Origin of the sequence: Neorhizobium petrolearium, assembly GCF_029854435.1 — a bacterium.
Classification (GTDB): Bacteria; Pseudomonadota; Alphaproteobacteria; order Rhizobiales; family Rhizobiaceae; genus Neorhizobium; species Neorhizobium petrolearium.
Map to the genome: position 1 here is coordinate 5,356,731 of NZ_CP123000.1, position 25,817 is coordinate 5,382,547.

Here is a 25,817-nt window from a genome sequence, read left to right on the forward strand (position 1 = left end):
GGACTTTAAAGCATTGTTGGAAGGGTTTTCGCGAATTATCTTCCGAACGCAACACAACGATGGAGCGCCTCGACCATGGCCTTGCCTGCCATTTCGATCGAGCAGCTGTTATCGACCGTCATGACCTCATAATCGCCTTCGACCGAAAGCGAGCTACGCTCAAGCCGGCGAAGGATTTCTTCCCGCGTCTCCCGGCCACGTCCCTCCAGACGGGCGGCAAGCACATCGAGGCTCGCTGTCACGTTGATCACGATGAGCCGTGAATATGCCGCCTTGAAACGGCCGAGGGCGGAGCGGGAACCATTGGCAACGACGAGCCATCCCTGGTCGACTGCCTCCTTCGTCTCGACGGGGATGCCGTAGCGTAAGCCATGCGCACCCCAGGACACGGCAAAACGGCCGGCCTTTTCAAGCGCTTCGAATTCGGCTTCCGACACGCTGTCATGGTCCTCGCCGCCGGCGGCTGCATCGCGGGTGATGACCCGCCGCACGAAGATGACTTCGTCGCGCCCCTCGAAGAACCGGGCGGCATAGGCCATCAACGTGTCCTTGCCGGCGCCGCTCGGACCGACGACGGCGACCATGCAGCCACGTGAGACCGGTTCGGCCCCTGTCGGCCTCGCGTCCATCAGGCTACCCGCCGTCCTTCCCGCCAGACCGCTCGGGCGACCGGAACACCCTCCATGCGGTGGACGCGCACGACATCGGCGCGCAGCCCGGTCGCGATCCGGCCGCGATCATCGAGGCCGACGGTGCGGGCCGGCGTCGCGGTCACCATGGCGAGCGCCTTCGGCAGGGCAATGCCTTCCACTTCGTCAGCCAGCACGAAGGGTGCGTGCAGCAGGCTGAGCGGCACGTAATCGGAAGAAAGCACGTCGAGCACGCCCCGTTCGGCGAGATCGCGGGCAGCGATATTGCCGGAGTGGGACTTGCCGCGCACGATGTTCGGGGCGCCCATCAGCACGCTCATGCCGGCCTCGTGCGATGCCTTGGCCGCATCGAAGCTGGTCGGGAATTCCGCGAGCCTGACGCCGTTTTCGATCGCCTCGTCCACATGGGTGAGCGTTGCATCGTCATGGCTTGCGACCGTGATGCCCCGCTCGGCGCAGACTTTGGAGATGGCGCTACGGTGCGGCCCCGAATTGCGGGCCGACTCCCCCTGGCGCTTGGCCACGAAGGCGGCAAAGGCCTCGTCGCTGAGACCCCGCTTCGTCTGGTAATAGAGGGTATACTGGTCCATCGTCTGGAATTGCCGCTGGCCCGGCGCATGATCCATCAGCGAAACAAGCCGGACATGCGGATCGTTCTCGAAATCGACAAAATGCTCCATGCAGTTGTCGGCCGAGACCTCGCAGCGCAGGTGGATGAAGTGTTCCGAACGCAGCCGGCCTTGCCGGCCGGCAGCCTGGATGGCATCGGCCATTTCGCGCATCTCACCCCTGACAAAGCCGCCGTCTTCATCCGCGCCCATGCGCAGGCAGTCGAAAACGGTGGTGATGCCGGAGGTCGCGACCTGAGCGTCATGCGCCTGGATTGCGGCCGTCGTGTTCCAGCGCACGCCCGGACGGGGCGAATAGTGCTGTTCCAGATGGTCGGTATGCAGCTCGACAAGGCCGGGGATCAGGTAGTCGCCCTCGAAATCCTCGCCGACCCGGACACTGCCTTCGGAAATGTCTGCGATCCTGCCGTCACGGATCTGGATGGTGCCGTGCATCGTGCCGTCCTCCAGCACGATACAGGCATTGGTGAGGACGAGTTCGGCGGTCATGATGCGATCTTTCTATTCTCGGAAACGGGCGCGAGCGGAAGCCAGCGATGGACGGTGAAGGGCGCGCCCCGCTCGGTCTCGATGAAGAGCGCAAGCCCGTCGATCGTGAGCGGCGCGTTTGCAAACTCGGAAAAGCGGCGGTCCAGCTCTTCCCGCATGGCCGGTGCATATTCGGATGGCACCTGACCGGTCAGCGTCATGTGGAAGCGGAATTCGTCCATGACGTAAGGATAACCCCAGCGGTCGAGGTTGGCGCGGTGCGTGGCGCTCATGGTCTCCGGTTTGCGCCGCGCGATATCCGCATCCGAAAGCGGAGCGCGGAAAGATTCGAATTCCTCGACGACACGGGCGGCGAAATGCTGGAGATCGGGATAGACCGTGTCGGGAACGAGCGCGAAGAAACGCCCGAGCTGCCCGACGATGACGTTCGGAATGTCGAATGCCGGAGTGTCTGCGGCGAAGCGCTCGACGGCGGCCACCAGTTGCGCCTCGGTCTGGTCCGGATGCAGCTCGAACGGCGCCTTGAGCGTCGCATGGAAGCCGTAGCGGCGCGGATCGGCGGTCAGCTCATGGATAGTGTCCCTGGCCAAACCGTCCGCCTCCGGCGTCGGGAACGTCTCGCCGGTAAAGGCGTCGCGGCCGAGCCACTGCGTCGCCGCTTTCGTCAGCGGATTGGTTTCGGCGGGCGAAAAGTAAAGAGCATAGCGCAAGACAGGATTCCGGAATCAGAAGAAGCCGGCGGAAGACTACCCCGCCGCCTCACGTCAAAACAGGACCTCCGGCTAAAAGATTTCCATGACAGAATGATGATGCCGGCTGTTCAATGGTTCGTTTTACCGATGAGCCGGGAGCGCAGGGCATTCGAAATATTGTCGAACAGGAAGACGACGATCAGGATCAGCACCACCATATAGGCGACGTTCTCCCAGTCGGAATTGGTGCGCATCGCCTCCCAGAGCTTGAGGCCGATGCCGCCGGCTCCGACCGCGCCGATGACGGTGGCGGACCGGATATTGGACTCCCAGAAATAGAGCGCCTGCGACATGAAGACCGGCATGACCTGCGGCACGACGCCGAAGCGCTGCACGGCGGACGGCGGCGCCCCGACGGAGCGCACGCCCTCGCGTTGCTTGTCATCGATATTCTCCAGCGCTTCCGAATAGAGTTTGCCGAACGTGCCGGTATCGGTGAAGAAGATCGCCGAGATGCCGGCAAGCGGCCCGGGACCGAAGGCGCGGGTAAAGAACAGCGCCCAGATCAGCATGTCCACCGAGCGCAGGAAGTCGAAGAAGCGCTTGGTGATCTGGTTCACCGGCCGGTTGCGCAGGATGTTACGGGCGGCGATGAACGACAGCGGAAAGGCGAGCATCGTGGCGAACAGCGTGCCGATGAAAGCCATGACGACCGTCTGCAAAAGCTTGGTCCACACGTCCAGGTGCTGCCAGGACGGATTGTAGAGGATGTCGTTCCAGGCGAGCGACAGGTTGCTGCGCGACGGATCGAGCCGTTCGCCGGAGATGACGAGGCCCGCCACCTCGCCGGCGGATTTCCCGAAGAAGACGGAATTGGTGTCGAAGAAGAAGTTCTCCCAGCCGAGGAACCGCTTGCGCACGCGCACCCGCTCCGCGGATATTTCCGCCCAGCCGGAGAAGCCGAAATAGGCGACCACGCGAGCGCCCGGAGACCGTTGCTCGGCCCATTCGGGCAGGGGGCCGTCCGCGCGCACCTCGCCGGACGTGCGGTCGAGAATGAGGGTGACGGTTTCCGTGCCGCGTGTGAGAACGACCTCGTCCGGTTTCACGTCGATCGTGCGCGATGTCCCCAGTGTGACGAACGCATGCGTCACGATCTCTTCCTTGCGTGTCTGGCTGGCGGTCGCCGCTTGCGGGGCGGCCTGCCCCGGCTTCTGTGCCTGCGCCATGAAGCTGAAGCTGGATGAGGGGGCCGCGGACCGGGTGGAGGGTGCCGCCGGAGCCTCGATCGTGCGGGTTACCGTTTCGCGCGTGGCCTCGAGCCAGTCAGGGTTCGGATTGGGGCCAATCGGGTCGAAACGGGGATAGCTGATCCGCATGGCGCCGTCCGCGTCGATCTCGATATCCGGGCGGATTTCGTAGGAAATCCAATCGGCCAGATAGCTGCCGGCAATCCCCCAGTTGGCATCGTTGATGACCTTGCCGACCGCGAAGAACCACCAGGAGAAAACCAGATAGACGGCAAACGAGAACACGATGATGGGAATGTGAAACCGTTGCCACAGGGTGCGCCTGAATATCTCGGGGTGGCGCTTCGCCAGCATTTCCATCTCGGCGGTATTGAGAAGAGTCATGGTGGCACCCGGTCAGATCACGTGGAAGGCCTGCTCGCCGACCAGTCTGCGGCGGAGCCAGGCGGAAAACTGGTCGACGGCGATGATCGTCAGAAGCAGCAGGAGGATGATCGCGAGCGTCTTCGCCTCGTGACCGCGTCCGATCGACAGGCGGAGTTGTTCGCCGATGCCGCCGCCGCCGACGGCGCCGATGATGGTCGAGGCCCGGACGTTGATCTCCAGGCGCAGCAGGAAGTAGCTCATGAAATTCGGCATGACCTGCGGCACCATGCCGAACCAGGCCCGCTCCACCCAGTTCGCGCCCACGGCCTTCAGGCCTTCCTCCGGCTTCATGTCGGCGTTTTCGATCACTTCGAAGAACAGCTTGCCAAGCGCACCGATGGTGTGGATCGCAACAGCGATCACCGCCGGCAGCGGCCCGAGAGACAGGATCGCCAGGAAGAAGCCGGCGAGCACCACTTCCGGGAAGGCGCGCAGGATTTCCATGAACCGGCGTGCCGTACCGCGTATCCAGACATTGGTGGTCATGTTGCGGGCGGCGAGAAATGACAGGAGAAATCCGAAAACCAGCCCGATCAGCGTGGCCAGAAGCGCGATGTTGAGCGTTTCCGCCATCTTGTAGAAATATTCGGGTATGTAGATGCTGCCGGTCACATATTGGCGGCCCTCCACATAGTCGTATTTCATGCTGCCGTCGTAATAGGGCGATGGAAGGTCGAATAGCGCCCGCCAGATTTCCATCCCGTCCCGCGGTACGAGCTCGCCGACGAAGTCGAAGAAATGCGGCAGCCGGTCGAAGAACTTGCCGGCATTGGTCTCGTTGGCGAACCACAGCGAGCCTGAAACCGTGATCAGCAGGATGACTGCGGTCAGCACGGTATAGAGGCGGCGCTGGCCCGCAAGCTGCTGCCAGTGGCGCTCGACCATCAGCCCGTTGTCGGTCAATCGCGGCTGCGATACGGAAGTCGGCATATGCTTTCCCTGATCCCGGCAGGCAAGATAAGGCCGTCGAGCGGATATCCGTTCGACGGCCGCTTCATCGGGCTTTATCAGCCGCCGATCGTTGCCTTGCGGGCGTCGACGATAGGCTTGTAGAAGTCGGCATTCACTTCGGCGAAGCCGGTAAAGTCACCGCCCTGAACGGCGGAGAAGCAGGCCGGATCGGCCTTCGGCAGATCCATCATGAACTGCTTGAACTTGGCCTTCATGTCGGCATTCATGGACGTGCGGACGACGACCGGGCCGTTCGGGATGAGCGGCGATTTCCAGAGCTCGACGAGGTCGTCCATGTTGAGGATGCCCTTGTCGACCATCTTGCGCAGGTTGCCGGACGAATAGCCGTCCTTGAATTCGCCGACGCCCGAGCCCCAGGTCGTGCCGGCAGCAAACGTGCCCTTGACGACTTCGAGAACGAGGTTCTCGTGACCGCCGCCAAAGCCGGTTTCGCTGAAATATTCCTTGACCGGTGCGCCGATGGCTTCCGGAAGGGTAACGGTCGGGATGAGGAAGCCGGACGTGGAGTCCGGATCGGCAAAGCCGAGCTTCTTGCCCTTCATGTCGGAGAGCTTGGTCATGCCCGAATCCTTCCGGGCGACCATGATGGAGTAGTAGCCCATCGATCCGTCGGTCTGGACCGTGGTCAGGATCGGCTCGACGGCGGCCGGATTGGCAAGGTAGACCTTGGCATAGGCTGAGGCGCCAAGCTCGGCATAGTCGAGCGTGCCGCCGAGCAGGCCCTGAACGACGCCGTCATAGTCGGCGGCCGGGAAGAGCGAGACTTTTTCGACGCCCAGAGCGGCCGGCAGCTTGTCGACCATGCACTGGAAATTGCGCAGGCGGTCGGCTTCATTCTCGCCGCCCAGAATGCCGATGCGGAATTCCTTGAGGTCTTCGGCCGCAGCGGAACCGGCGACCGCGATGAGTGCGGCCGCTGTGAGAAGGGCTTTCTTCAACATGAGTTCATCTCCTGGTTTTCCGGGGTTACCGGAAGCTTGGTTCAGAAAGGGTGCCCTTGACGCGGGCAGACGATCCTGGTGCGGCTCAGGCCCTGGCGGTCGCCAGTGCCTCGATGCCGGCAGATAGCGGCTTGCCGGCGGGGCTTGCTGCGCCGGAAATGTCGATGCTGGTGGATGTCATGGTTTCATCGATGCCGGCACCGTCCCTGTCGGAGCCGTAGATTTCGCGCACTGCCGCCGCCGTCAGCTCCTGCGGCGGACCGTCGAAAACGACATGGCCCGCTGCCATGCCGATGATGCGTTCGCAATAGTTTCGCGCCGTATCGAGCGTATGCAGGTTGGTGATGACGGTAATGCCTTCGCGCTCGTTGATGTCGCGAAGCGCATCCATTACGATCTTGGCGTTGAGCGGATCGAGCGATGCGATCGGCTCGTCGGCGAGCACCATTTTGGGATCCTGCATGAGCGCACGGGCAATCGCGACCCGCTGCTGCTGCCCGCCCGACAGAGTTCCGGCCCGTTGCAGCGCCGTCTGTTCGATGCCGAGACGTTCCAGGGCGGCGATCGCCATGAGCCGCTCTTCCCGGCTGAAGATGTTGAGAAGGCTCGTCACCGTCGAACGGTGATTCAGCCGGCCGAGCAGCACATTGGTGAGCACATCCAGGCGCGGCACCAGGTTGAACTGCTGGAAGATCATCGCGCAGTCACGCTGCCAGTTGCGGAGCGCGGCACCCTTGAGCGAGGACACCTCGATACCGCCAAAATGGATGGAGCCGGAGCTTGGGTCCTGAAGGCGGTTGATCATGCGCAGGAGGGTGGATTTGCCGGCGCCGGAGCGGCCGATGACGCCGACCATCTGGCCCTGGGGAATTTCCACGCTCACGGCATTGACCGCGATACGATCGCCAAAACGGCGGGTGACCTTCCTCAGTTCGAACTTCATGCTCTCTTGCCCGTCCAACCCTGTTATACAGTTTCGATTAGCGGGGGTTCATGAAGCCTGAATGTCGGTTTTATGTCGGTATTGTTACAATCCCCCGGTGTTTGTAACGGTTGTGTTACGCCGCATGGCGGGACAGGAATTCTTCCGCTGAAAGTGCCCGGAAATCCTCAAGTGCGGCTCTCAATTTCAGGTGGTCCCAATCCCACCAGGCGAGCCTGTCCATGGCCTCGCCGACCGCTTTTGTAAAGCGCTCGCGAATGAGTTTAGCCGGCACGCCGCCGACGATCGTGTAGGGCGCGACATCCTTCGAGACGACCGCACCGGCGCCGATCACCGCGCCGTTGCCGACGGTGACGCCGGGCAGGACGGTTGCGCCATGGCCGATCCAGACGTCATGCCCGATCACGACGCGATGGTCGCGCCGCCATTCAAAGAAGCTTTGTTCGTTTTCCGCGTCGTCCCAGTAATTTGCAGCGCGGTAGGTGAAGTGATGCAGCGTCGCCCGCCAGGTGGGGTGATTGGTGGCGTTGATGCGCACGGAAGCGGCCATGTTGACGAACTTGCCGATCGTCGCGCACCAGATCGACCCGTCCTGCATGATGTAGGAATAGTCGCCGATCTCGGCCTCGTCGATGCGGCAGCGTTCGGAGACTTCCGTATAGCGGCCTAGCGTGGAATTGTTGACGCGGGCGCTTGGATGGATAGCCGGCTCAAGACCAAGCTTCTTGCTCATGCTGCGACTGCCTTTCGGGGAGAGAATTGCGTGACGTCGAGAATGCGGTCTGCCACCGCCTCGCGCACTTCCTCGTCGTGGAAGATGCCGAGAAGGGCCACGCCTTCCCGCTTCTTCCCTGCGATCATCTCGACCACGACCTGCCGGTTGACGGCATCGAGCGAGGCGGTCGGCTCGTCGAGGAGCAGGATGCGGTGGCTGGTGATGAAACCGCGCGCGATGTTGACGCGCTGCTGTTCGCCACCGGAGAACGTGGCGGGCGGCAGCGACCAGAGCTCCTGCGGCAGATTGAGCTTCGAGAGCAGTTCCGCGGCTTTCCCCCGGGCTTCGGCTGCCGCAACGCCGCGCGCGACGAGCGGTTCGGCGACGACATCGACCGCCGCCACGCGCGGCACGGTGCGCAGGAACTGGCTGACATAGCCCATCGTATGCCGGCGGACATCGAGAACTGTGCGTGGATCGGCACGGGCGATATCGATGAGCCGGTCCTTGTGGTCCACGAGGATCTGTCCGGAATCGACGGCATAGTTGCCGTAGAGCATCTTCAGGATCGAGCTCTTGCCGATGCCCGAGGGACCGCCGAGCACGACGCATTCTCCGCTTGCGACGGAAAAGCTCACGTCGTTGACGACCGGCAGCTTGATGCCGTCGCGCAGGTGCATGGTGAAGCTCTTGAAGACTTCCGAAACGACGAGGGGAGTTGCCATTGGTCTTCTCCTCAGACCTGAAGAATGGAAGAGACGAGCAACTGCGTATAGGGCTCGCGCGGGTCGTCGAGCACCCGGTCGGTCAGCCCATGCTCGATCACGTGGCCGTCCTTCATCACCATCATCCGGTGCGACAGCAGGCGTGCGACTGCAAGATCATGGGTGACGACGATCGCCGACAGGCCAAGGTCGTTGACGAGGCCGCGCACCAGGTCGAGCAGGCGGGCCTGCACGGAAACATCGAGCCCTCCGGTCGGCTCGTCCATGAAGACGAGGCGGGGATGGGTGACGAGATTGCGGGCGATCTGAAGGCGCTGGCGCATGCCGCCGGAAAAAGCGCGCGGCTGGTCGTCGATGCGGTCGGTCGAAATTTCGACGCGGGCGAGCCAGTCGCTCGCCGTCTCGCGGATCTTGCCGTAATGCCGGTCGCCGACCGCCATCAGCCGCTCGCCGACATTGGCGCCGGCGGAGACCGTCATGCGCAGCCCGTCGGCCGGGTTCTGGTGCACGAAGCCCCAATCCGTGCGCATCAGGAAGCGGCGCTCCGCCTCGCCCATGTGGTAGAGGTCGCGGAAATTGCCGTCGCGCATGCGGTATTCGACGCTGCCGGTCGTCGGGATCAGCCGGGTCGAAAGGCAATTCAGGAGCGTCGTCTTGCCCGAGCCGGATTCTCCGACGATGGCGAGCACTTCGCCCGGCCAGAGCTCGAAGGAAACATCCTTGCAGCCGATGCGGCTGCCATAGAATTTCGAAACGCCGCTGACTTTGAGGAGGGGGGTATCGGTCATGGCGTATTGTCCTTGAATGCCGACGCATCCGGTCATTCTGCTGCCTCTTTGTTGGGCGCCAGCATCGCGCCGGCATGGCCGTGTTCGCGGCGTTCCTCGCAATGGTCGGTGTCGGAGCAGACGAACATGCGGCCGCCCTTGTCGTCGAGCACCACCTCGTCGAGATAGACGCCCCCGGCGCCGCAGAGCGCACAGGGCTGTTCGAATTTCTGGATCTCGAACGGATAGTCTTCGAAATCAAGGCTCACTACGTCGGTATAGGGCGGCACGGCATAAATGCGCTTCTCGCGGCCGGCGCCGAAAAGCTGCAACGCTTCCGACAGATGCATTTTCGGATTGTCGAATTTCGGCGTTGGCGACGGGTCCATGACGTAGCGCCCGGCGACCTTCACCGGATAGGCATAGGTCTTCGAGATGCGGCCGTTATGCGCGATGTCCTCGTAGAGCTTCACATGCATGAGCCCGTATTCCTCCAGCGCGTGCATCTTGCGCGTCTCGGTCTCGCGCGGTTCGAGGAAGCGCAGCGGCTCCGGGATCGGCACCTGATAGACGAGGATCTGGCCTTCGGCGAGCTTCTGCTCGGGAATGCGGTGGCGCGTCTGGATGATCGTCGCATCCTTGGTATGCGTGGTGACGGCGACGTTCGCGACCTTCTGGAAGAAGGCACGGATCGAAACCGCGTTGGTCGTGTCGTCGGCGCCCTGGTCGATCACCTTCAAGACGTCGTCGGGGCCGATGATCGAGGCGGTCACCTGCACGCCGCCGGTACCCCAGCCATAGGGCATCGGCATTTCGCGGGAGGCGAAGGGCACCTGGTAGCCGGGGATGGCGATTGCCTTCAGGATCGCGCGGCGGATCATCCGCTTCGTCTGCTCGTCGAGATAGGCGAAGTTATAGGTGGCGAGGTCGGTCACTCGGCAGCCTCCTGCAGGTCCTTGCCGCTGTTGCGGGCGGCTTCGATATCGGCGCGCATCTTGCGCACCAGAGCGAGTTCCGCCTGGAAGTCGACGTAGTGCGGAAGCTTCAGGTGTTCGACAAAGCCGGTGGCCTGCACGTTGTCCGAATGGGAGATGACGAATTCCTCGTCCTGGGCCGGCGCGGTGATGTCTTCGCCAAGCTCCTCGGCACGCAACGCGCGGTCGACCAGCGACATAGACATCGCCTTGCGTTCGCTCTGGCCGAAGACCAGGCCGTAGCCGCGGGTGAACTGCGGCGGCGCCTTGGAGGAGCCCTTGAACTGGTTGACCATCTGGCATTCGGTGACGCGGATGCGCCCGAGCGAGACGGCAAAGCCGAGTTCCGCGACCTCCATTTCCACCTCCACTTCGCCGATGCGGATTTCGCCGACGAACGGGTGGTTTCGGCCGTAGCCGCGCTGGGTGGAATAGCCGAGGGCGAGCAGAAAACCCTCGTCGCCGCGGGCAAGCGCCTGCAGGCGCAGGTCCCGGCTCATCGGAAATTCCATCGGTTCCCGCGTCAGGTCACCGGCCTGATGATCCGCGGGAAACTCACCGTCCGGCTCGATCAGGCCTTCATGGGCAAGGATGTCGGAAACCCGCATGATGCGTTCATCCGAAGCATCCTTCCGCTTCGGCTCATCGACCGGCTCGTCGGCGAGCAGCGAGGGGTCGAGCAGGCGGTGCGTGTAATCGAAGGTAGGCCCGAGAAGCTGGCCGCCCGGCAGATCCTTGTAGGTCGCCGAGATGCGTCGCTCGACTTTCATGGTTGCGGTATCGAGAGGAACAGAAGCGCCGAAACGAGGCAGTGTCGTGCGATAGGCACGCAGGAGGAAGATCGCCTCGATCAGGTCACCGCGTGACTGCCGGACGGCAAGGGCTGCGAGCGCCCGATCATCGAGCGAAGCTTCTGCCATCACCCGGTCGACGGCAAGCCCGAGTTGCTCGATGATCTGACCGATGGTGACGGAAGGAAGGGAGCGGTCGCCCCGGCGCCGGTCGGCCAGCAACTCGTGAGCGTTATTGATGGCGGCCTCGCCACCCTTGACGGCAACATACATGGTTTCACTCTCCTGCCCATCGTCCGGCATCCCCGCTAGATGCCGGAAAGGGTTGGTCACTCTGCCTCAGGGGCTGAAAAATCAGACACCCGTTCACTGGACTGCGATCTTGGTCGTTCGCGGCAGGCACAACAGGGTCTTGCCGGCCGTCAGGATGACGTCGATGCCGCGCGGGAAGAGCGCCCGGTTCTCGGCCCACAGTCTCGGAAAAACGTCGGGAAGTCCTCTGACCCTGGCGGTCGTGGCGTCCTGGATGCCGGGGCCGGTCAGTGTAAGCTGCTGGCCCTCGTCGAGAGCTGCGACCTCGATCATCAGCGTCGTGGAACGGTCCGGATATTCCTGAGTGCCGGCGGCAAACAGGCCGAAGGAGGCGAGCGTTGCGCCAGCCTCGACGAACGCGAACCGGGCCTCCGCTTTCTCGCGGGTAACCGGCGCGCCAGTGTGGAACACCATCCATTCGCCGACGGAGGATTTTGCAAGGCCGGCGCTCAGCCAGACCGGCGTCTCGTGGTCGCAGAGGGTCAGCGCGATTGCGCCTGCCGCTCCTCCCAGAGGTTCAGGCTGGCCGACATCGGAGCTCACGGTGCGGATCATCCCCGGCCGCGCCATGCCGTCCATCAGCAGGCGGAACATGCTCTGGGATTCGAATACCGGTTCACCGAACCCGCCGGAAAACGCTTGCGGCTTGATGCTCATCAATCCTCCCCCCGTACCATTGTGAAGAAATCGACCCGGGTTGCTGCGGTCTCCTCCGCCTTTTGCCGGTCCTCCGCGGCAATGCGTGTCTCTATGGGGGCAAGCAAAGCGGCCTCCACGAAAGCGCGCGTCTCCGCTTCCTGCCAGAGCGCGTCGAACACGGCGGCAAGCCGCGCCTTTTCCTTATCGGTCCCGAGCGCTTGCGCGTGGCCCGCCGTGCCGGATGCGAGCAGCACCGTTGCGCGGGTCACCGTCGCCTCGCCGAGGTTGAAGGGGGCGCCGCCGCCGCCGATGCGCCCGCGCACCATGACGAGCCCGGTCTCCGGCCCTCGCACGGGCTTCACATCCGGTTTTGTCGGAAGCTCCTCCCAGGCGGTGTTCAGTTCGACCGTCTTTGCGCGCGCGAGGAGGTTGGCCGCGCGGCGGCGTCCGGCCATTTCTTCACTCGCCTCGATTTGTTTTGCTAGGTCCATTGCCAAGCCCTCAAATGTCTATTAATATAGACAACCATACAAATCATATTATTCATAACTCTCGGATATAACAAGCGTGTGACATGGATGTGGGACAGATAAACGTCCAACGGCAGAATGGCGTGGCGCTTTGGCGGCAGATCGCCGATCGCATCCGGGCTTCGATCGCCAACGGTGAATACGACGCGACCGGCATGGTGCCGCCCGAGATGGTGCTGGCCGCCCAGTTCGGCGTAAACCGCCATACGGTGAGGAGCGCGCTTGCGGCGCTGGCCCAGGAGGGCATCGTCCGTGCCATGCAGGGACGCGGCACGCTGATCGAGCGCAAGGAGCGTTTGAATTTCCCGATCTCCCAGCGTACCCGTTTCACGGAGGGTATCGGCGATCAGGCGCGGAAAAAGGAAGGCTTGCTGTTGAGCTCGGCGGAGGAGCCGGCATCGGCCGCTCTTGCCGCAAGCCTGCGCATTGCAGAGGGTGCTCCGGTCATCCGGCTGGAAACGCTGAGAAAGGCCGACCGGCGACCGGTCTCGCGCTCGACCAACTGGTTCCCGGCCGGCCGTTTCGCCGGAATGAAGGAGGCTTATGAGGCCAGTGGTTCGATCACTGCGGCCTTTCAGGCACTCGGCCTTTCCGATTACTGGCGCTTTTCGACGGAGATCACCGCAACCCATGCGGATGGGGCAGACCTTGCCGACCTGCAATTGTCGCCGGGGGCCATCATCCTCGTCGCCCGGGCGTTGAACGTCGATCCGGACGGGGTGCCCGTGCAGTATGCCGTCAGCCGTTTTCCGGCGGATATGGTCCAGTTCACGATCGCGAATTGAAAACGCCGGCCCCCGTACGAAACAAAGGCCGGCATCCAGAATAGAAGAAGCGGCGCTCGATGTCAGTGCGCGCCGGACATGTCGCCTAGAACCTGCTTGGAGGCGACTGTCGAGTCGGGGTTGAGCTTGTAGACCATCGGCACGCCGGTCGCGAGGTTGAGCTTCAGGATCTCTTCCTTGCTGAGCCGATCGAGCACCATTACCAGCGCACGCAGGGAATTGCCGTGTGCGGCGACGAGAACCGTCTCTCCTCGCAGTACGCGCGGCAGGATCTCCGTCATGTAATAGGGCCAGACGCGGGCGCCGGTGTCCCGCAGGCTCTCGCCGCCCGGCGGCGGCACGTCATAGGAGCGGCGCCAGACATGCACCTGCTCCTCGCCCCATTTGGCGCGGGCGTCATCCTTGTTGAGGCCGGAAAGATCGCCGTAGTCGCGTTCGTTGAGCGCCTGGTCGCGGATCGTTTCGAGGTCAGGCTGGCCGACCTTTTCAAGCACGATGCGGCAGGTTTCCTGGGCGCGCTTCAGCGCCGATGTGAAGGCGATATCGAACTTGATGCCAGTGTCGGCGAGCGCCTGCCCGCCCGTCTCGGCTTCCTGGATGCCGAGCGGGGTGAGATCGACGTCACGCCAGCCGGTGAACAGGTTTTTGAGATTCCAGTCGCTCTGGCCGTGACGGACAAGGACGAGGGTGCCGCTCATGAAAAGAAATCCTCCGGAAAGTTCAGCGGGAAAGCCCGAGCACGTCGAGCATGGAATAAAAGCCGGGCTTCTTGTCGCGCGCCCAGAGCGCAGCCGCAACCGCGCCACGCGCGAAGATGGAGCGGTCGCGCGCGCTGTGCGACAGCGTGACGAGTTCGCCTTCGCCGGCAAGGATGACGGAATGGTCGCCGACGACCGAACCGCCGCGAAGCGTCGCAAAGCCGATCGTGCCGACAGGGCGTGCCCCGGTATGGCCATCGCGGACCCTGACGGACTGGCTTGCCAGATCGATCCCGCGCCCCTTGGCCGCCGCTTCGCCGAGCAGCAGCGCCGTCCCGGACGGTGCATCGACCTTGTGCTTGTGATGCATTTCCATAACCTCGATATCCCATCCCGTTGCGGGAAGGGCTCTCGCCGCCTGTTCGGTAAGCACGCCAAGCAGGTTGACCCCGAGGCTCATATTGCCGGACTTGACGACGCGCGCATGACGGGCGGCGGCCTTGAATTTCTCCTCGTCCTCGATCGAGCAGCCGGTCGTTCCGATGATATGGACGATACGGGCCTGGGCGGCGAGGCCGGCGAATGTGACGCTTGTTGCCGGGGTGGTGAAATCGAGCACGCCTTCGGCATCGAGAAAGGCCTGCAGCGGATCGGTGCTCACGGGCACGCCGAGCGGGCCGACACCCGCGATCTCGCCCGCGTCCTTGCCGATGAATGCCGACCCCTCGCGTCCCACCGCCGCATGCAGCGTCACGCCCTCGGTTTCATGGATAACCCGAATCAGGGCTTGGCCCATCCGGCCCGCCGCGCCGACCACCACCAGTCTCATGTCATTTGCGGCCATGTGCGACGTAGTCCCTAGTTTCGTCAGATGCGCTTTTCAGGCGATTGCAGATTGTTGAGCCGAGCGTAAAGACCGTCCTTGCGCTGTGCAAGCACATCGTGGGTACCTTCCTCCACGACGCGGCCTTCATGCATGACGATGATCTTGTCGGCCTTGACAACGGTCGAAAGACGATGGGCGATGACGATCACGGTGCGGCCGCGCATGGCCGTATCGAGCGCTTTCTGGACGGCGGCTTCGGATTCGTTGTCGAGCGCGGACGTGGCCTCGTCGAGAAGCAGGATGGGTGCGTTGCGCACCAGTGCCCGGGCGATCGAAAGGCGCTGCCGCTGGCCGCCGGAAAGCGTCATGCCGTTTTCGCCGACCGGCGTTTCATAGCCCATGGGCTGCGTGAGGATGAAGTCATGCGCATAGGCAAGCCGCGCGGCTTCCTCGACTTCCTGATCGGTCGCATCCGGCCGACCGTAGCGGATATTGTCGCGGATCGAGCCCTCGAAGAGATAGGGCTGCTGCGAGACATAGGCGAGCTGGCGGCGTAGCGATTGCCTGGTGACGTCGGCGATGTCCTGTCCGTCGATCAGGATGCGGCCTTCCGTCGGGTCGTAGAAGCGCGGGATGAGGTTGATGATCGTCGATTTGCCGGCTCCCGATTGACCGACCAGCGCGGTCGTCTTTCCGCCCTCGGCGACGATATCGACACCCTGAAGAATCGGGCCGCCATTGGCATAGGAGAAGGTGACGCCTTGCAGTTCGACGCGGGCATCCTTAACGACGAGATCCTTGGCGCCCGGCTTTTCCCGCTGGTGCGGTTGCATGTCGAGCAAATCATAGATCATTCGGGCGTTTACAACCGCGCGTTCGATCTGGACTTGCATTTTGGCAAGCCGCCGGGCCGGGTCGTAGGCCATCAGGAGCGCCGCCACAAAGGCGAAGAAAGCTCCGGGCGGGATATTGTCATAGATCGAGCGGAAGGCCGCATAGGCGACTACGCTGGAAATAGCGAGGCCTGCAAAAGTCTCGGTCAATGGCGACGTGCGCTCCGAAAGCCGGGCTATGCGGTTGCTGCGACGTTCCGCCGTGTCGATGATGCGATTGACCTTGCGGTTGAGCTCATCCTCCATGGTAAACGCCTTGACGACGGTAATTCCCTGGATTGTCTCCTGCATGGCGCCGAGCACCTGGCTGTTGACTTCCACCGACTCCCGCGTTGCTGCGCGAAGACGTCGTGAAACATAGCGCAGGGCATAAAGAAGCGGCGGAGCAACGGCGAACACGATCAGCGACAGAACCCAATCCTTGGAAACCATGACAGCGATCAAGGCAATGAGCGTTAGCAGGTCGCGCGCCGTAGACGTAACCGTCAGGTTCAGCACGTCGCGGATGCCGGAGATATTCTGGTTGAGCTGAGCTGCAAGCTGGGCCGAGCGCTTTTCGGCGAAAAAGCCGACCGAGAGCGCCATGAGGTGTCTATAAATGCGCTGCTGATATCTGGCGACGATGTTGTTGCCGATTTTCGAGAGAGTAACGGCCTGACCATAAGTCGCAAAGCCGCGAAGCAGAAACGCCAGGAAAATCGAGCCGCAGATCCACCATACGATATCGGCTCGCTTGTTGGCGAAGGCCTCGTTGACGACCGACTCCATGATCCAGGCGGTGAAAGCGGTGGAAAGCGACATCGCCACGAGACACAGAATCGCAAAGATGTAGCCACGAACGTGATCCTTGCCATTCTCAGCGATGACGCGTTTTAGAACGCTGGCGGCTGTGCCCGAATCGATATGGTGTCTTTTGTCCTTGGCAGCTTTCAAAGGTTTTCCCGTACCGGCTTTAAAGATGCGATATCCGTGCGGGGCGTATTAAACGCTCAGGAACGCTTTTGAAAGCGGCAGGTCCCAGATTCGAGTGTGCTGTTGCATTCCGGCATGGGCCGAGACCAAAATCGGCGGCTTGTGTAATTATGATCCTTGCAGGCCAGCGCCGGGTTTGGTTCCGCGTTGTTCCTTACGAACCGCGAAGAACCCGGGCCATGGTGGGAGTGAGTTCGCCTTGGCTGAAGCTCCGCACGTCTTTGTAGCTTAGCCGACCGGAAGCGATGGCATTGACGTACCGCTGGCAGACGATCCGAGGGGTCTTCGCATCGGCACTATTGGCGAACCATCCGAGTGCTTCACGCATTTCGGCATTCCAATCGATCGGTTTGCCGACGCATTTTTCGACAGCTTTCGCCCGCAATCCCGGATTCGATTTCAGCGCTGCCGCAAGCTCCTTGAACTCCTTTTCGGTCGTGCAACTCGCGAGACCTATGCAAATGACGACAACGCCCAAATTACGAAAAATATTAGAAAACATGAAGATAATGCCCCCAAATAGTGGATACCGTCTCCATCAAAATCGGAGGGAAGGCAAGAGGTCATTTAAGCCAGCGACGGCCATCCATGGAGATCCCATAGGCGGAGGGCGTGCGGGCAAAGCTTGCAAGCCCGGCGAGAGCCGCCTGCGGATGGGTGACCACGAAGGTGGGGATCGTGCGCATCAGCTCGGTATGCGGTGCCTTGTCCTCGAACGCTGTGCGGAATTCCGGGCCTTTCAGCGCCGGGATGATCTTCTGCGAGATGCCGCCGGCGAGATAGACGCCGCCGCGGGCCATGAAGATGAGCGCCATGTCGCCCGCCACGCGGCCGAGATAGGTGGCAAAAAGCGCAAGCGTTTCGACCGCCTGCGGGTTCGCGCCGTTGAGGCCATGCGCCGTGATATCGGCGGGATCGGAAAACGCCGGCTCCAGCCCATCGGCCGCACAGACAGCTTGATAGATGTTCACGACGCCGCGGCCGCTCAATATCTCTTCGGCGGAAACGCGGCCTTCGATCCTCCTGAGATGCGGAAAGATCTCGAAATCACGCTCCGAACGGGGCCCGACATCCACATGCCCTCCCTCGCCGGGAACCGGAAACCACATGTGCCGGGCGTAGACGAGGCCTGCGACGCCGAGTCCTGTTCCGGGGCCTAGCACGACGCGGGAGGCGAGATGCGGCTCGTCATTGGGGCCTAGCGCTTCGCGATATTCCTCCGGCAGCGCGGCGATCGCGAGCGCCTGCGCCTCGAAGTCGTTGACGACCAGCACGTCCTCGAAGCCGAGATTGGCGATCATCATCTTCGGGCGGACGATCCAGTCGCAATTGGTCAGGTCGATCTCGTCACCGTCGATCGGCCCGGCAACGGCAAGGATTGCCGAACGCGGCTGCACCGAAGTCTTGTCCAGCACGACCGTCTGGATCGCGTCATCGATCGTGGCATAATCGGCGGTGCGGACATGTGGGAAGGGCTTCGGCTCGGCATAGGCGTCGATCAGGATCGAAAAGCGGGCGTTCGTCCCTCCGATATCGCCGATCAGGATCGGAAAGGGCAGTTTGTCGGTCTTCATGCTATCGGCCATCGGGGAGCTCAGTCCTTCTGAAAGTCGATGAGTTTTTCGGCTGTAGCACGGTTGAGTGCCATGGGTATATCGTAGACGGTCGCAAGTCGCGTCAGCGCCTTCACGTCGACGTCATGGGGCAGCGCGCTCAAGGGGTCGATGAAGAAGATCAGCATATCGACTTCGCCGGTGGCGATCATCGCGCCGATCTGCTGATCGCCGCCGAGCGGGCCGCTCTTCAGCCTGGTGACCTCAAGCTCCGGGCAGGCGTCCTGGACCCGCCCGCCCGTCGTGCCGGTCGCGACGATGCGGAAACGGGCGAGCGCGTCCTGATGATGGCGGGCAAAATCGGCCATGTCGTCCTTCTTCTGATCGTGCGCGATCAGCGCGATGCAGGCTGTGGCCGACATGAGGGGCATCCTTCCCGAAAGCGACTTTCAATCGATTTGCAACGCGTTCTAGCGTGCCAGATCATCCTTGGGAAGGTGGAGGAGGGGCCGGCGCTTTCAACCGCCGGCCTGTTCAATGATTATTGTAGCGGGCGCGGCACAGGAATCGGCACATTGGCGGCGGCGACGGGCGGATCGTTGATGATCGCCTCGATGTTTTTCACGGGCGAGGGTGCGGCCGGCTGATCGGTGTAGGCCATGGCGCTGCCGCCGAAGGTCGCTTCGTCTTCGGAACGCGAGGAGGAGGCAAGCACGGCCGCACAGGCTTTCGGAAGGTCGGACAGGGTGACCGGGCGCGGTTTGACCGGCTTCTTGTTCGGATCGGGCTTCGGCGGCGCCCATGGCTCCTTGGTGAACCACCAGGCAAACGCCTTGCTGCTGCAGTCGTCGTCCTTCGGTACCGCAGCCTGCTTCCGGCAGCTCGCGGAACCCGGCGGACAGGAAATGCGGATGTGGAAATGTTCGTCATGGCCGTAGATCGGCCGCACCTTGCCGAGCAGGCTGCGATCGCCGGTCCAGGTCTCGCAGAGCTTCTTCTTGATCGCCGGATTGACGAAGACGCGTTCCACCTGCGGATAGCTTGCCGCCTGCATGACCACCCGCGCATGGGTGTTCGTCCATTTCTTCGGATCCACGGTGAGGAACTTGCTCTTGTCGAGCATGGAGGTGAAGGGCATACTTTCGCGCTCCTGCGGCGAAAGCGGCTGCGATGGCTTCGGGGTGAACCAGACATCCGCATCGAGGCCGATCTGGTGCGAGGAATGGCCGGAAAGCATCGGACCGCCGCGGGGTTGCGAAATGTCGCCGACGAGGATGCCCGATCCCCAGCCGAGCTTAGCGGCGTCGCGGGAGAATTGCTCCAGAAGCGCGATCATTTCGGGATTGCCCCAGCGGCGGTTGCGCGAAAGGCGCATGGCCTGCCAGGTCGGCCCGTCGGTGGGCAGCGCAACTGCGCCGGACATGCAGCCCTTGGCGTAGAAACCGAGGGGCTCGGCGTCGGCGGCGCTTGGAAGCTTCGCGGCGCCGAAAAGCTGCTTTGCCGGTGTCGCTTCCTGAGCCGTCGTGGGCCCGGTGAATGTACCGCAAAGGAAAGCGGCCATGGTCAGCCGCAGAATTGTACCCGAAATCAAAGTCATGCCCGTCCGCCGCAAATCACCCGATGGCTTCGAATCTACCGTGAAACAAGATTTTGGTGAAATGGAGATCAGGCCGGAAGCGGCAATTTCACGCGATTTCCGAAGCGGATAAAATGGATGTGAGTGGTCAACTCCTGTTTTTTGCCTGCTTTTGCCCTATGCTTCACCGCAACAAACAAACCAATAAGGGGTTATGGATGATCTTCGCCCGGCTGAAGATGGGGTTTGCAGTCGTTCTCGCGACGACTGTTCTTGTGGCATCGGCAACGACGGCCCAGGAACCGAAATGGCGCCACGGCATGGCTGTCATCGGCGACCTGGAACTGCCGGAAGACTTCAAGCAACTCCCCTATGTCGACGCGAATGCGCCGAAGGCCGGCGAATTGCGCCTCGGCGACGAAGGCACTTTCGACAACCTCAATCCCGTGATCGACCGTGGCGCAGTGGCTGCGGGCGCCGGCATAATTTATGACACGCTCATGAAGCGGTCGGAGGACGAGGTTTTCGGTACCTATGGTCTTCTGGCCGAGGCTGTGTCCTATCCGGACGACATGTCTTCGGTCACCTTCCGGCTGAGGCAGGAGGCAAAATGGGCGGATGGCCAGCCGGTCACGCCGGAAGACGTGATCTTCAGCATGGAGAAGCTGAAGGAGCATAGTGCCTTTTATTCCGGCTATTACCGCCACGTCACCGGCGTGGAAAAGACCGGCGAGCGCGAGGTGACCTTCCGTTTCGACGAAAAGAACAACCGCGAACTGCCCTCCATCGTCGGCGATTTTCCGGTTCTGCCGAAGCACTGGTGGGAGGGCAAGGATGCGCAGGGCAAACAGCGCGATATTTCCCGCACCACGCTCGAGCCGCCGATGGGGTCGGGGCCTTACAAGATTGCATCCATCCAGCCCGGTTCGACCATCCGCTATGAGTTGCGGGATGATTACTGGGGCAAGAACCTGCCGATCAATATCGGCCAGTACAATTTCCGGACGGTCAGCTACACCTATTTCGCCGACTCCGACGTGGAATTCGAAGCCTTCCGCGCCGGCACGATCGATTACCGTCAGGAGAACAGTTCGAGCCGCTGGGCGACCCGTTATGATTTCGACGCGGTGAAGGACGGCCGGATCACGAAGGAAGCGCTGACCAATCCCTTCAAGGCCACCGGCGTCATGCAGGCGATGGTGCCGAACATGCGCCGCGAAATCTTCAAGGACGCGCGGGTGCGCGAAGCGCTGAATTACGCCTTCGACTTCGAGGATATGAACAAAAACCTCGCTTATGGTGGCTTGAAGCGCGTCGATAGCTTCTTCTGGGGCACCGAACTCGCCTCCTCGGGTCTGCCGCAAGGCCGCGAGCTGGCGATCCTGCAGGAGCTGAAAGACAAGGTTCCGCCGGAAGTCTTCACCACGCCCTATACCAATCCCGTCGGTGGCGATCCGAACAAGGTGCGCGACAACCTCCGCACCGCCGTCAACCTGTTCAAGGAGGCCGGCTGGGAGCTGAAGGGCAATCGCATGGTCAATGTGAAGACAGGCCGACCGATGAGCTTCGAGATATTGCTCAACAGCCCGTCGTTCGAGCGATCCGTCAACCCGTACGTAGCCAGCCTGAAGAAGATCGGTGTCGAGGCCCGCATCCGCACGGTCGATGCCTCGCAATATATCAATCGCGTCAGGAGCTTCGATTACGACATGATATGGGGCATTTGGGCGCAGACCATGAACCCCGGCAATGAACAGTCGGAATATTGGGGTTCAGAATCCGTGGATCGTCAGGGCTCGCGCAACTATGCGGGCATTGCCGATCCGGCGGTCGACACGTTGATCCGCAAGATCGTCTTCACGACCGACCGGGAAGAACAGGTTGCCGCCGTCAGGGCGATGGACCGCGTACTCCTGGCCAACCACTATGTCATTCCGCTCTTCTATTCCGGCGAGGCGAAAATTGCCTATTGGAACCGCATAACGCATCCGGAAAAGCTGCCGGAATACGGCATCGGCTTTCCCGATATTTGGTCGTCCAAAGCCGCCGCGAAGTGAAGGTATGGAGCGCGGGCTTGCGCCGGCCACCGGCACCTGTTCCAAATGAGCCCGATGATTCGCAAGAGAGAACGAGGGAAAAGCCATTTGATTTGCGCTGAGATACGCGGTGAGGCAAAGCTCGTAGCGTCTGGCAGGGAATTCTGATGGGCGCCTATATCCTCCGCCGTCTCCTGCTGATGATCCCGACCATTGTCGGCATCATGGCGATTTCCTTCCTCGTCGTGCAGTTCGCGCCCGGCGGCCCTGTCGAGCAGATCATTGCCCAGATCCAGGGCCAGGATACCGGCGACCGGCTTTCCGGCGGCAGCAACGATCTCGCGGTCCAGGGCGGTGGTGAAGAAAGCCGCTATCGCGGCGCCCAGGGCCTCGATCCGGAATTCATCAAGAAGCTGGAGCAACAATTCGGTTTCGACAAGCCGCCGCTGACGCGCTTCGTCGACATGTTGTGGAATTATATCCGCTTCGATTTCGGCGAGAGCTTCTTCCGAAACACGTCCGTTCTCGACCTCATCATCGACAAGTTGCCGGTGTCGATCTCGCTCGGTTTCTGGATTCTGATCATTTCCTACGTGATCTCGATTCCGCTCGGCATCCGCAAGGCGGTGAAGGACGGGTCGACCTTCGACGTCTGGACTTCCGGTATCATCATCATCGGCTACGCTATTCCGAGCTTTCTGTTCGGCATCCTGCTGATCGTGCTTTTTGCCGGCGGCTCGTTCCTGGATTGGTTCCCGCTACGCGGCCTTGTGTCCGATAACTTTGCCGAGCTTTCCTGGTGGCAGAAGATCGTCGACTATTTCTGGCACCTGACCCTGCCGCTGATCGCGCTGTCGCTCTCGGCCTTCGCCACCACGACGCTTCTGACCAAGAATTCCTTCATCGACGAGATCAAGAAACAATATGTGACGACTGCGCGCGCCAAGGGCCTCAACGAACGGCAGGTGCTTTATGGTCACGTATTCCGCAACGCCATGCTGATCGTCATTGCCGGCTTTCCCGGGGCTTTCATCTCCGCTTTCTTCACCGGTTCGCTGCTGATCGAGAACATCTTCTCGCTGGATGGACTCGGGCGGCTCGGCTACCTCTCGATCATCAATCGCGACTATCCGATTGTCTTCGGCACGCTCTACATCTTCTCGCTGATCGGTCTGGTGGTGAACCTCATTTCCGATCTCATCTATACCTGGATAGATCCACGTATCGATTTCGAACGGAGGGACGTGTGATGGAAGCGTCCGCCGTTACGACGACACCTCTGGCACCTCCGCGCAAGCGGCCGTTCCTGTCGCCGACCAACAAGCGCCGGCTTGCCAACTTCCGTGCCAACAAGCGCGGCTTCTGGTCCTTCTGGCTATTCATGGTCCTTTTCGTGCTCAGCTTGCTGGCCGAATTCATTGCGAACGACCGGCCGATCATCGCCTCCTACAAGGGCGAAATCCTCTATCCGGTCTTTGTCGATTATCCGGAGGAAAAGTTCGGCGGTTTCCTGGCGACGACCGACTACCGCTCCGACTATATCCAGCAGGAAATCGAGGCGAACGGCTGGATGATCTGGCCCCCCATCCGCTATTCCTACCAGACGGTCAATTCCAACATCCCGCATTCAGCTCCGACCAAGCCCTTCTGGCTGATGGAGAAGGGTGATCGCTGCAAGGCCTATCCGCAGGGCGATCAGGACCCGAATTGCACTCTCGGCAACCTCAACTGGCTCGGTACCGACGATCAGGCGCGCGATGTCACCGCCCGCATGATCTACGGCTTCCGCATCTCTGTTCTATTCGGGCTGGCGCTCACCATCTGTTCGGCGATCGTCGGGGTCGCCGCTGGCGCGGTGCAGGGCTATTTCGGCGGCTGGACCGACCTTTTGATGCAGCGTTTCATCGAAATATGGTCCGCCATGCCGGTTCTCTACATCCTACTGATCATCGCTTCGATCCTGCCGCCCGGCTTCTTCATCCTGCTTGGCATCCTGCTGCTCTTCTCGTGGGTCAGCCTCGTCGGCGTGGTGCGTGCCGAATTCCTCAGGGCGCGCAATTTCGAATATGTCAGGGCTGCGCGGGCGCTCGGCGTCGGCAACTGGACGATTATGTACCGGCATCTCTTGCCGAATGCCATGGTGGCGACCCTGACCTTCCTGCCGTTTATCCTGTCCGGTTCGATCGCGACGCTGACCTCGCTGGATTTCCTCGGGTTTGGCCTGCCGCCCGGTTCGCCCTCGCTTGGGGAAATGATCTCGCAGGGCAAGAACAATCTCCAGGCGCCATGGCTGGGTTTCACGGCCTTCTTCACCATGTCGATCATGCTGTCGCTGCTGATCTTCATCGGGGAAGCGGTGCGCGATGCCTTCGATCCCAGAAAGACGTTCGGGTGAGCCGATGACTGATCCTTTGCTCTCCGTCCGCAATCTCTCCGTCGCCTTTCATCAGGGCACAGACACCACCCTTGCCGTCGATGGGGTTTCCTTCGATATCCGGCCGGGGGAAGTCCTGGCACTGGTCGGCGAATCCGGTTCCGGCAAGTCGGTGACGGCGAACTCCATCCTGAAACTGCTGCCCTATCCGTCCGCCAGCCATCCTTCGGGGGAAATCCTGTTCGAGGGCAGGGATCTGCTCAAAGCTTCCGAGCCTGAATTGCGCCGCGTGCGCGGCAACGATGTTACCATGATCTTCCAGGAGCCGATGACCTCGCTCAATCCGCTACACGCGATCGAGAAGCAGATCGGCGAAATACTCGAACTGCATCAGGGCATCACCGGGCAAGCGGCCCGCATCCGCATTCTGGAACTTCTGAACCAGGTCGGCATCCGTGAGCCGGAAAAGCGGCTGAAGGCTTATCCGCACGAGCTTTCCGGCGGACAGCGCCAGCGCATGATGATCGCCATGGCGCTCGCCAACCGTCCGAAGCTCCTGATCGCGGATGAACCGACGACGGCGCTCGACGTCACGGTACAGGCGCAGATTCTCGATCTTCTGCGGGGTCTCAAGGGTGAGCATGGCATGTCCATGCTGTTCATCACCCATGACCTCGGCATCGTTCGCAAGTTCGCGGACCGTGTCTGCGTCATGACCAAGGGCAAGATCGTCGAAGCCGGGGCGGTCGAAGACGTTTTCACTAATCCGCAGCATACCTATACGCGCCATCTGCTCGCTTCCGAGCCGAGGGGCGAGCCGCCGCAGGCTGATCCTTCGAAACCGGTGGTCATGGAAGGCAAGGACATCCGCGTCTGGTTCCCCATCAAGGCAGGGCTGTTGCGCAAGGTCGTCGATCACGTGAAGGCTGTGGATGGTGTCGATCTGACACTGCGCGCCGGCGAAACGCTGGGTGTCGTAGGCGAATCCGGCTCCGGCAAGACGACGCTTGGATTGGCGCTTGCCCGCCTTATCTCCTCGCAAGGGCGCATTGTCTTCATCGGCAACCAGATCGATCAGTTCTCGTTCAAGGAAATGCGGCCGTTCCGCGATCGGCTGCAGGTGGTCTTCCAGGACCCTTATGGATCGCTCAGCCCGCGCATGTCGGTGGGCGATATCGTCGCGGAGGGGTTGAAGGTGCACGAGCGAGCTCTTTCTGCCGACGAACGCGACGAGCGTGTCGCCTGGGCGCTGACGGAAGTGGGTCTCGACCCCGCCACGCGCTGGCGGTATCCGCACGAGTTTTCCGGCGGCCAGCGGCAGCGCATAGCGATTGCCCGCGCCATGGTTCTGAAGCCGCGTTTCGTGATGCTCGATGAACCCACTTCGGCGCTGGATATGACCGTGCAGGCGCAGGTGGTCGACCTGCTTCGCGACCTGCAGAAGAAACACGATCTCGCCTATCTCTTCATCAGTCACGACCTCAAGGTCGTGAAGGCGCTCGCCAACCATGTCATCGTCATGCGACTCGGCAAGGTGGTGGAGGCAGGGCCGTCGGAGCGGATTTTCCGTGCGCCGAAGGAGGATTATACCCGTGCGCTGATGGCGGCCGCCTTCAATCTCGAAGCCGTCGAGACCGGCGCCGTCAGCCAATAATCGTC

General features: G+C 61.8%; 26 protein-coding genes. 5 read left to right on the forward strand and 21 right to left on the reverse strand.

What is annotated here, in order from left to right; translation table 11 throughout:
* Positions 1-35 precede the first annotated feature (35 nt).
* The 14 genes from phnN to phnG form a co-directional block, all read right to left on the reverse strand.
* Positions 36-629 (reverse strand): phosphonate metabolism protein/1,5-bisphosphokinase (PRPP-forming) PhnN, encoded by a 594-nt coding sequence (gene phnN, locus QEO92_RS25765; protein ID WP_227704915.1) that lies wholly within the window; start codon positions 627-629, stop codon positions 36-38.
* Entirely contained in the window at positions 629-1,768 is a 1,140-nt protein-coding gene (locus QEO92_RS25770) for an alpha-D-ribose 1-methylphosphonate 5-triphosphate diphosphatase (protein WP_037151554.1), read from the reverse strand. The genes phnN and QEO92_RS25770 overlap by 1 nt, the downstream gene beginning before the upstream one ends.
* Positions 1,765-2,478 (reverse strand): DUF1045 domain-containing protein, encoded by a 714-nt coding sequence (locus QEO92_RS25775; protein WP_227704916.1) that lies wholly within the window; start codon positions 2,476-2,478, stop codon positions 1,765-1,767. The genes QEO92_RS25770 and QEO92_RS25775 overlap by 4 nt, the downstream gene beginning before the upstream one ends.
* Positions 2,479-2,588: 110 nt before the next feature.
* Positions 2,589-4,094 (reverse strand): phosphonate ABC transporter, permease protein PhnE, encoded by a 1,506-nt coding sequence (gene phnE / locus QEO92_RS25780; RefSeq protein ID WP_227704917.1) that lies wholly within the window; start codon positions 4,092-4,094, stop codon positions 2,589-2,591.
* A gap of 12 nt (positions 4,095-4,106) precedes the next feature.
* Positions 4,107-5,066 carry a phosphonate ABC transporter, permease protein PhnE gene (gene phnE, locus QEO92_RS25785; protein WP_037151546.1) on the reverse strand — a complete coding sequence of 320 codons (960 nt, stop codon included), beginning with the start codon at positions 5,064-5,066 and terminating at the stop codon, positions 4,107-4,109.
* 77 nt (positions 5,067-5,143) lie between these two features.
* Positions 5,144-6,049: a phosphonate ABC transporter substrate-binding protein gene (gene phnD / locus QEO92_RS25790; RefSeq protein WP_227704918.1), complete on the reverse strand. Its 906-nt coding sequence runs from the start codon at positions 6,047-6,049 to the stop codon at positions 5,144-5,146.
* A gap of 85 nt (positions 6,050-6,134) precedes the next feature.
* Positions 6,135-6,992, reverse strand: a complete 858-nt coding sequence (gene phnC / locus QEO92_RS25795; RefSeq protein WP_227704919.1) for a phosphonate ABC transporter ATP-binding protein — start codon at positions 6,990-6,992, stop codon at positions 6,135-6,137.
* Positions 6,993-7,107: 115 nt separating this feature from the next.
* Entirely contained in the window at positions 7,108-7,725 is a 618-nt protein-coding gene (locus tag QEO92_RS25800) for a DapH/DapD/GlmU-related protein (RefSeq protein WP_227704920.1), read from the reverse strand.
* Positions 7,722-8,432 (reverse strand): phosphonate C-P lyase system protein PhnL, encoded by a 711-nt coding sequence (gene phnL, locus QEO92_RS25805; protein WP_227704921.1) that lies wholly within the window; start codon positions 8,430-8,432, stop codon positions 7,722-7,724. The genes QEO92_RS25800 and phnL overlap by 4 nt, the downstream gene beginning before the upstream one ends.
* 11 nt (positions 8,433-8,443) lie before the next feature.
* Entirely contained in the window at positions 8,444-9,220 is a 777-nt protein-coding gene (phnK, locus tag QEO92_RS25810) for a phosphonate C-P lyase system protein PhnK (RefSeq protein ID WP_227704922.1), read from the reverse strand.
* A 32-nt stretch (positions 9,221-9,252) separates the two neighbouring features.
* Positions 9,253-10,134 (reverse strand): alpha-D-ribose 1-methylphosphonate 5-phosphate C-P-lyase PhnJ, encoded by an 882-nt coding sequence (locus QEO92_RS25815; RefSeq protein ID WP_227704923.1) that lies wholly within the window; start codon positions 10,132-10,134, stop codon positions 9,253-9,255.
* Entirely contained in the window at positions 10,131-11,237 is a 1,107-nt protein-coding gene (locus QEO92_RS25820) for a carbon-phosphorus lyase complex subunit (protein ID WP_227704924.1), read from the reverse strand. The genes QEO92_RS25815 and QEO92_RS25820 overlap by 4 nt, the downstream gene beginning before the upstream one ends.
* A 93-nt stretch (positions 11,238-11,330) precedes the next feature.
* On the reverse strand, positions 11,331-11,933 hold the full coding sequence (gene phnH, locus QEO92_RS25825) for a phosphonate C-P lyase system protein PhnH (RefSeq protein ID WP_227704925.1): 603 nt from the start codon (positions 11,931-11,933) through the stop codon (positions 11,331-11,333).
* Positions 11,933-12,406 carry a phosphonate C-P lyase system protein PhnG gene (gene phnG / locus QEO92_RS25830; protein WP_037151521.1) on the reverse strand — a complete coding sequence of 158 codons (474 nt, stop codon included), beginning with the start codon at positions 12,404-12,406 and terminating at the stop codon, positions 11,933-11,935. Before phnG ends, phnH begins: the two co-directional genes overlap by 1 nt.
* 83 nt (positions 12,407-12,489) lie before the next feature.
* Between phnG and phnF the strand changes: the two genes are divergently transcribed.
* Positions 12,490-13,230 (forward strand): phosphonate metabolism transcriptional regulator PhnF, encoded by a 741-nt coding sequence (gene phnF / locus QEO92_RS25835; protein WP_037151518.1) that lies wholly within the window; start codon positions 12,490-12,492, stop codon positions 13,228-13,230.
* Between the two features lie 62 nt (positions 13,231-13,292).
* Here the strand turns inward: phnF and QEO92_RS25840 are convergent, their stop codons facing one another.
* The 7 genes from QEO92_RS25840 to mepA all read right to left on the reverse strand — a co-directional run bounded on the left by QEO92_RS25840 (position 13,293) and on the right by mepA (position 19,769).
* Positions 13,293-13,928, reverse strand: coding sequence for a 2,3-bisphosphoglycerate-dependent phosphoglycerate mutase (locus QEO92_RS25840; protein WP_227704926.1), 636 nt, complete (start codon positions 13,926-13,928; stop codon positions 13,293-13,295).
* Positions 13,929-13,950: 22 nt separating this feature from the next.
* Positions 13,951-14,772, reverse strand: a complete 822-nt coding sequence (dapB, locus tag QEO92_RS25845) for a 4-hydroxy-tetrahydrodipicolinate reductase (protein WP_227704927.1) — start codon at positions 14,770-14,772, stop codon at positions 13,951-13,953.
* A 23-nt stretch (positions 14,773-14,795) separates the two neighbouring features.
* On the reverse strand, positions 14,796-16,580 hold the full coding sequence (locus tag QEO92_RS25850) for an ABC transporter ATP-binding protein (protein ID WP_227704928.1): 1,785 nt from the start codon (positions 16,578-16,580) through the stop codon (positions 14,796-14,798).
* Between the two features lie 193 nt (positions 16,581-16,773).
* Positions 16,774-17,121 (reverse strand): hypothetical protein, encoded by a 348-nt coding sequence (locus QEO92_RS25855; protein ID WP_037151508.1) that lies wholly within the window; start codon positions 17,119-17,121, stop codon positions 16,774-16,776.
* Between the two features lie 61 nt (positions 17,122-17,182).
* The gene (locus QEO92_RS25860; RefSeq protein WP_037151505.1) at positions 17,183-18,205 is read right to left on the reverse strand and encodes a glucokinase; all 1,023 of its coding nucleotides are present in this window, start codon (positions 18,203-18,205) and stop codon (positions 17,183-17,185) included.
* An 8-nt stretch (positions 18,206-18,213) separates the two neighbouring features.
* Positions 18,214-18,594, reverse strand: a complete 381-nt coding sequence (locus QEO92_RS25865) for a methylglyoxal synthase (protein WP_037151501.1) — start codon at positions 18,592-18,594, stop codon at positions 18,214-18,216.
* 119 nt (positions 18,595-18,713) lie between these two features.
* Positions 18,714-19,769 carry a penicillin-insensitive murein endopeptidase gene (gene mepA / locus QEO92_RS25870; RefSeq protein WP_407721970.1) on the reverse strand — a complete coding sequence of 352 codons (1,056 nt, stop codon included), beginning with the start codon at positions 19,767-19,769 and terminating at the stop codon, positions 18,714-18,716.
* A 197-nt stretch (positions 19,770-19,966) separates the two neighbouring features.
* On the opposite strand from mepA, the gene QEO92_RS25875 reads away from it, so the two are divergent.
* From QEO92_RS25875 to QEO92_RS25890, 4 genes are all read left to right on the forward strand, one after another.
* Entirely contained in the window at positions 19,967-21,805 is a 1,839-nt protein-coding gene (locus QEO92_RS25875; protein ID WP_227704929.1) for an extracellular solute-binding protein, read from the forward strand.
* 146 nt (positions 21,806-21,951) lie between these two features.
* On the forward strand, positions 21,952-23,034 hold the full coding sequence (locus tag QEO92_RS25880; protein ID WP_227704930.1) for a microcin C ABC transporter permease YejB: 1,083 nt from the start codon (positions 21,952-21,954) through the stop codon (positions 23,032-23,034).
* Positions 23,034-24,179: an ABC transporter permease gene (locus tag QEO92_RS25885; protein ID WP_037151483.1), complete on the forward strand. Its 1,146-nt coding sequence runs from the start codon at positions 23,034-23,036 to the stop codon at positions 24,177-24,179. The genes QEO92_RS25880 and QEO92_RS25885 overlap by 1 nt, the downstream gene beginning before the upstream one ends.
* Positions 24,180-24,183: 4 nt before the next feature.
* Positions 24,184-25,812, forward strand: a complete 1,629-nt coding sequence (locus QEO92_RS25890) for an ABC transporter ATP-binding protein (protein WP_227704931.1) — start codon at positions 24,184-24,186, stop codon at positions 25,810-25,812.
* The last annotated feature ends 5 nt before the right edge of the window (positions 25,813-25,817 follow it).

Coding starts and splice junctions, on each gene's coding strand:
- phnN (WP_227704915.1), bottom strand. CDS start 629: ATGGACGCGAGGCCGACAGGGGCCGAACCGGTCTCACGTGGCTGCATG.
- QEO92_RS25770 (WP_037151554.1), bottom strand. CDS start 1,768: ATGACCGCCGAACTCGTCCTCACCAATGCCTGTATCGTGCTGGAGGAC.
- phnE (WP_227704917.1), bottom strand. CDS start 4,094: ATGACTCTTCTCAATACCGCCGAGATGGAAATGCTGGCGAAGCGCCAC.
- phnE (WP_037151546.1), bottom strand. CDS start 5,066: ATGCCGACTTCCGTATCGCAGCCGCGATTGACCGACAACGGGCTGATG.
- phnD (WP_227704918.1), bottom strand. CDS start 6,049: ATGTTGAAGAAAGCCCTTCTCACAGCGGCCGCACTCATCGCGGTCGCC.
- phnC (WP_227704919.1), bottom strand. CDS start 6,992: ATGAAGTTCGAACTGAGGAAGGTCACCCGCCGTTTTGGCGATCGTATC.
- QEO92_RS25800 (WP_227704920.1), bottom strand. CDS start 7,725: ATGAGCAAGAAGCTTGGTCTTGAGCCGGCTATCCATCCAAGCGCCCGC.
- phnL (WP_227704921.1), bottom strand. CDS start 8,432: ATGGCAACTCCCCTCGTCGTTTCGGAAGTCTTCAAGAGCTTCACCATG.
- phnK (WP_227704922.1), bottom strand. CDS start 9,220: ATGACCGATACCCCCCTCCTCAAAGTCAGCGGCGTTTCGAAATTCTAT.
- QEO92_RS25820 (WP_227704924.1), bottom strand. CDS start 11,237: ATGTATGTTGCCGTCAAGGGTGGCGAGGCCGCCATCAATAACGCTCAC.
- phnH (WP_227704925.1), bottom strand. CDS start 11,933: ATGAGCATCAAGCCGCAAGCGTTTTCCGGCGGGTTCGGTGAACCGGTA.
- phnG (WP_037151521.1), bottom strand. CDS start 12,406: ATGGACCTAGCAAAACAAATCGAGGCGAGTGAAGAAATGGCCGGACGC.
- phnF (WP_037151518.1), top strand. CDS start 12,490: ATGGATGTGGGACAGATAAACGTCCAACGGCAGAATGGCGTGGCGCTT.
- QEO92_RS25840 (WP_227704926.1), bottom strand. CDS start 13,928: ATGAGCGGCACCCTCGTCCTTGTCCGTCACGGCCAGAGCGACTGGAAT.
- dapB (WP_227704927.1), bottom strand. CDS start 14,772: ATGGCCGCAAATGACATGAGACTGGTGGTGGTCGGCGCGGCGGGCCGG.
- QEO92_RS25855 (WP_037151508.1), bottom strand. CDS start 17,121: ATGTTTTCTAATATTTTTCGTAATTTGGGCGTTGTCGTCATTTGCATA.
- QEO92_RS25860 (WP_037151505.1), bottom strand. CDS start 18,205: ATGGCCGATAGCATGAAGACCGACAAACTGCCCTTTCCGATCCTGATC.
- QEO92_RS25865 (WP_037151501.1), bottom strand. CDS start 18,594: ATGTCGGCCACAGCCTGCATCGCGCTGATCGCGCACGATCAGAAGAAG.
- mepA (WP_407721970.1), bottom strand. CDS start 19,769: ATGACTTTGATTTCGGGTACAATTCTGCGGCTGACCATGGCCGCTTTC.
- QEO92_RS25875 (WP_227704929.1), top strand. CDS start 19,967: ATGATCTTCGCCCGGCTGAAGATGGGGTTTGCAGTCGTTCTCGCGACG.
- QEO92_RS25880 (WP_227704930.1), top strand. CDS start 21,952: ATGGGCGCCTATATCCTCCGCCGTCTCCTGCTGATGATCCCGACCATT.
- QEO92_RS25885 (WP_037151483.1), top strand. CDS start 23,034: ATGGAAGCGTCCGCCGTTACGACGACACCTCTGGCACCTCCGCGCAAG.
- QEO92_RS25890 (WP_227704931.1), top strand. CDS start 24,184: ATGACTGATCCTTTGCTCTCCGTCCGCAATCTCTCCGTCGCCTTTCAT.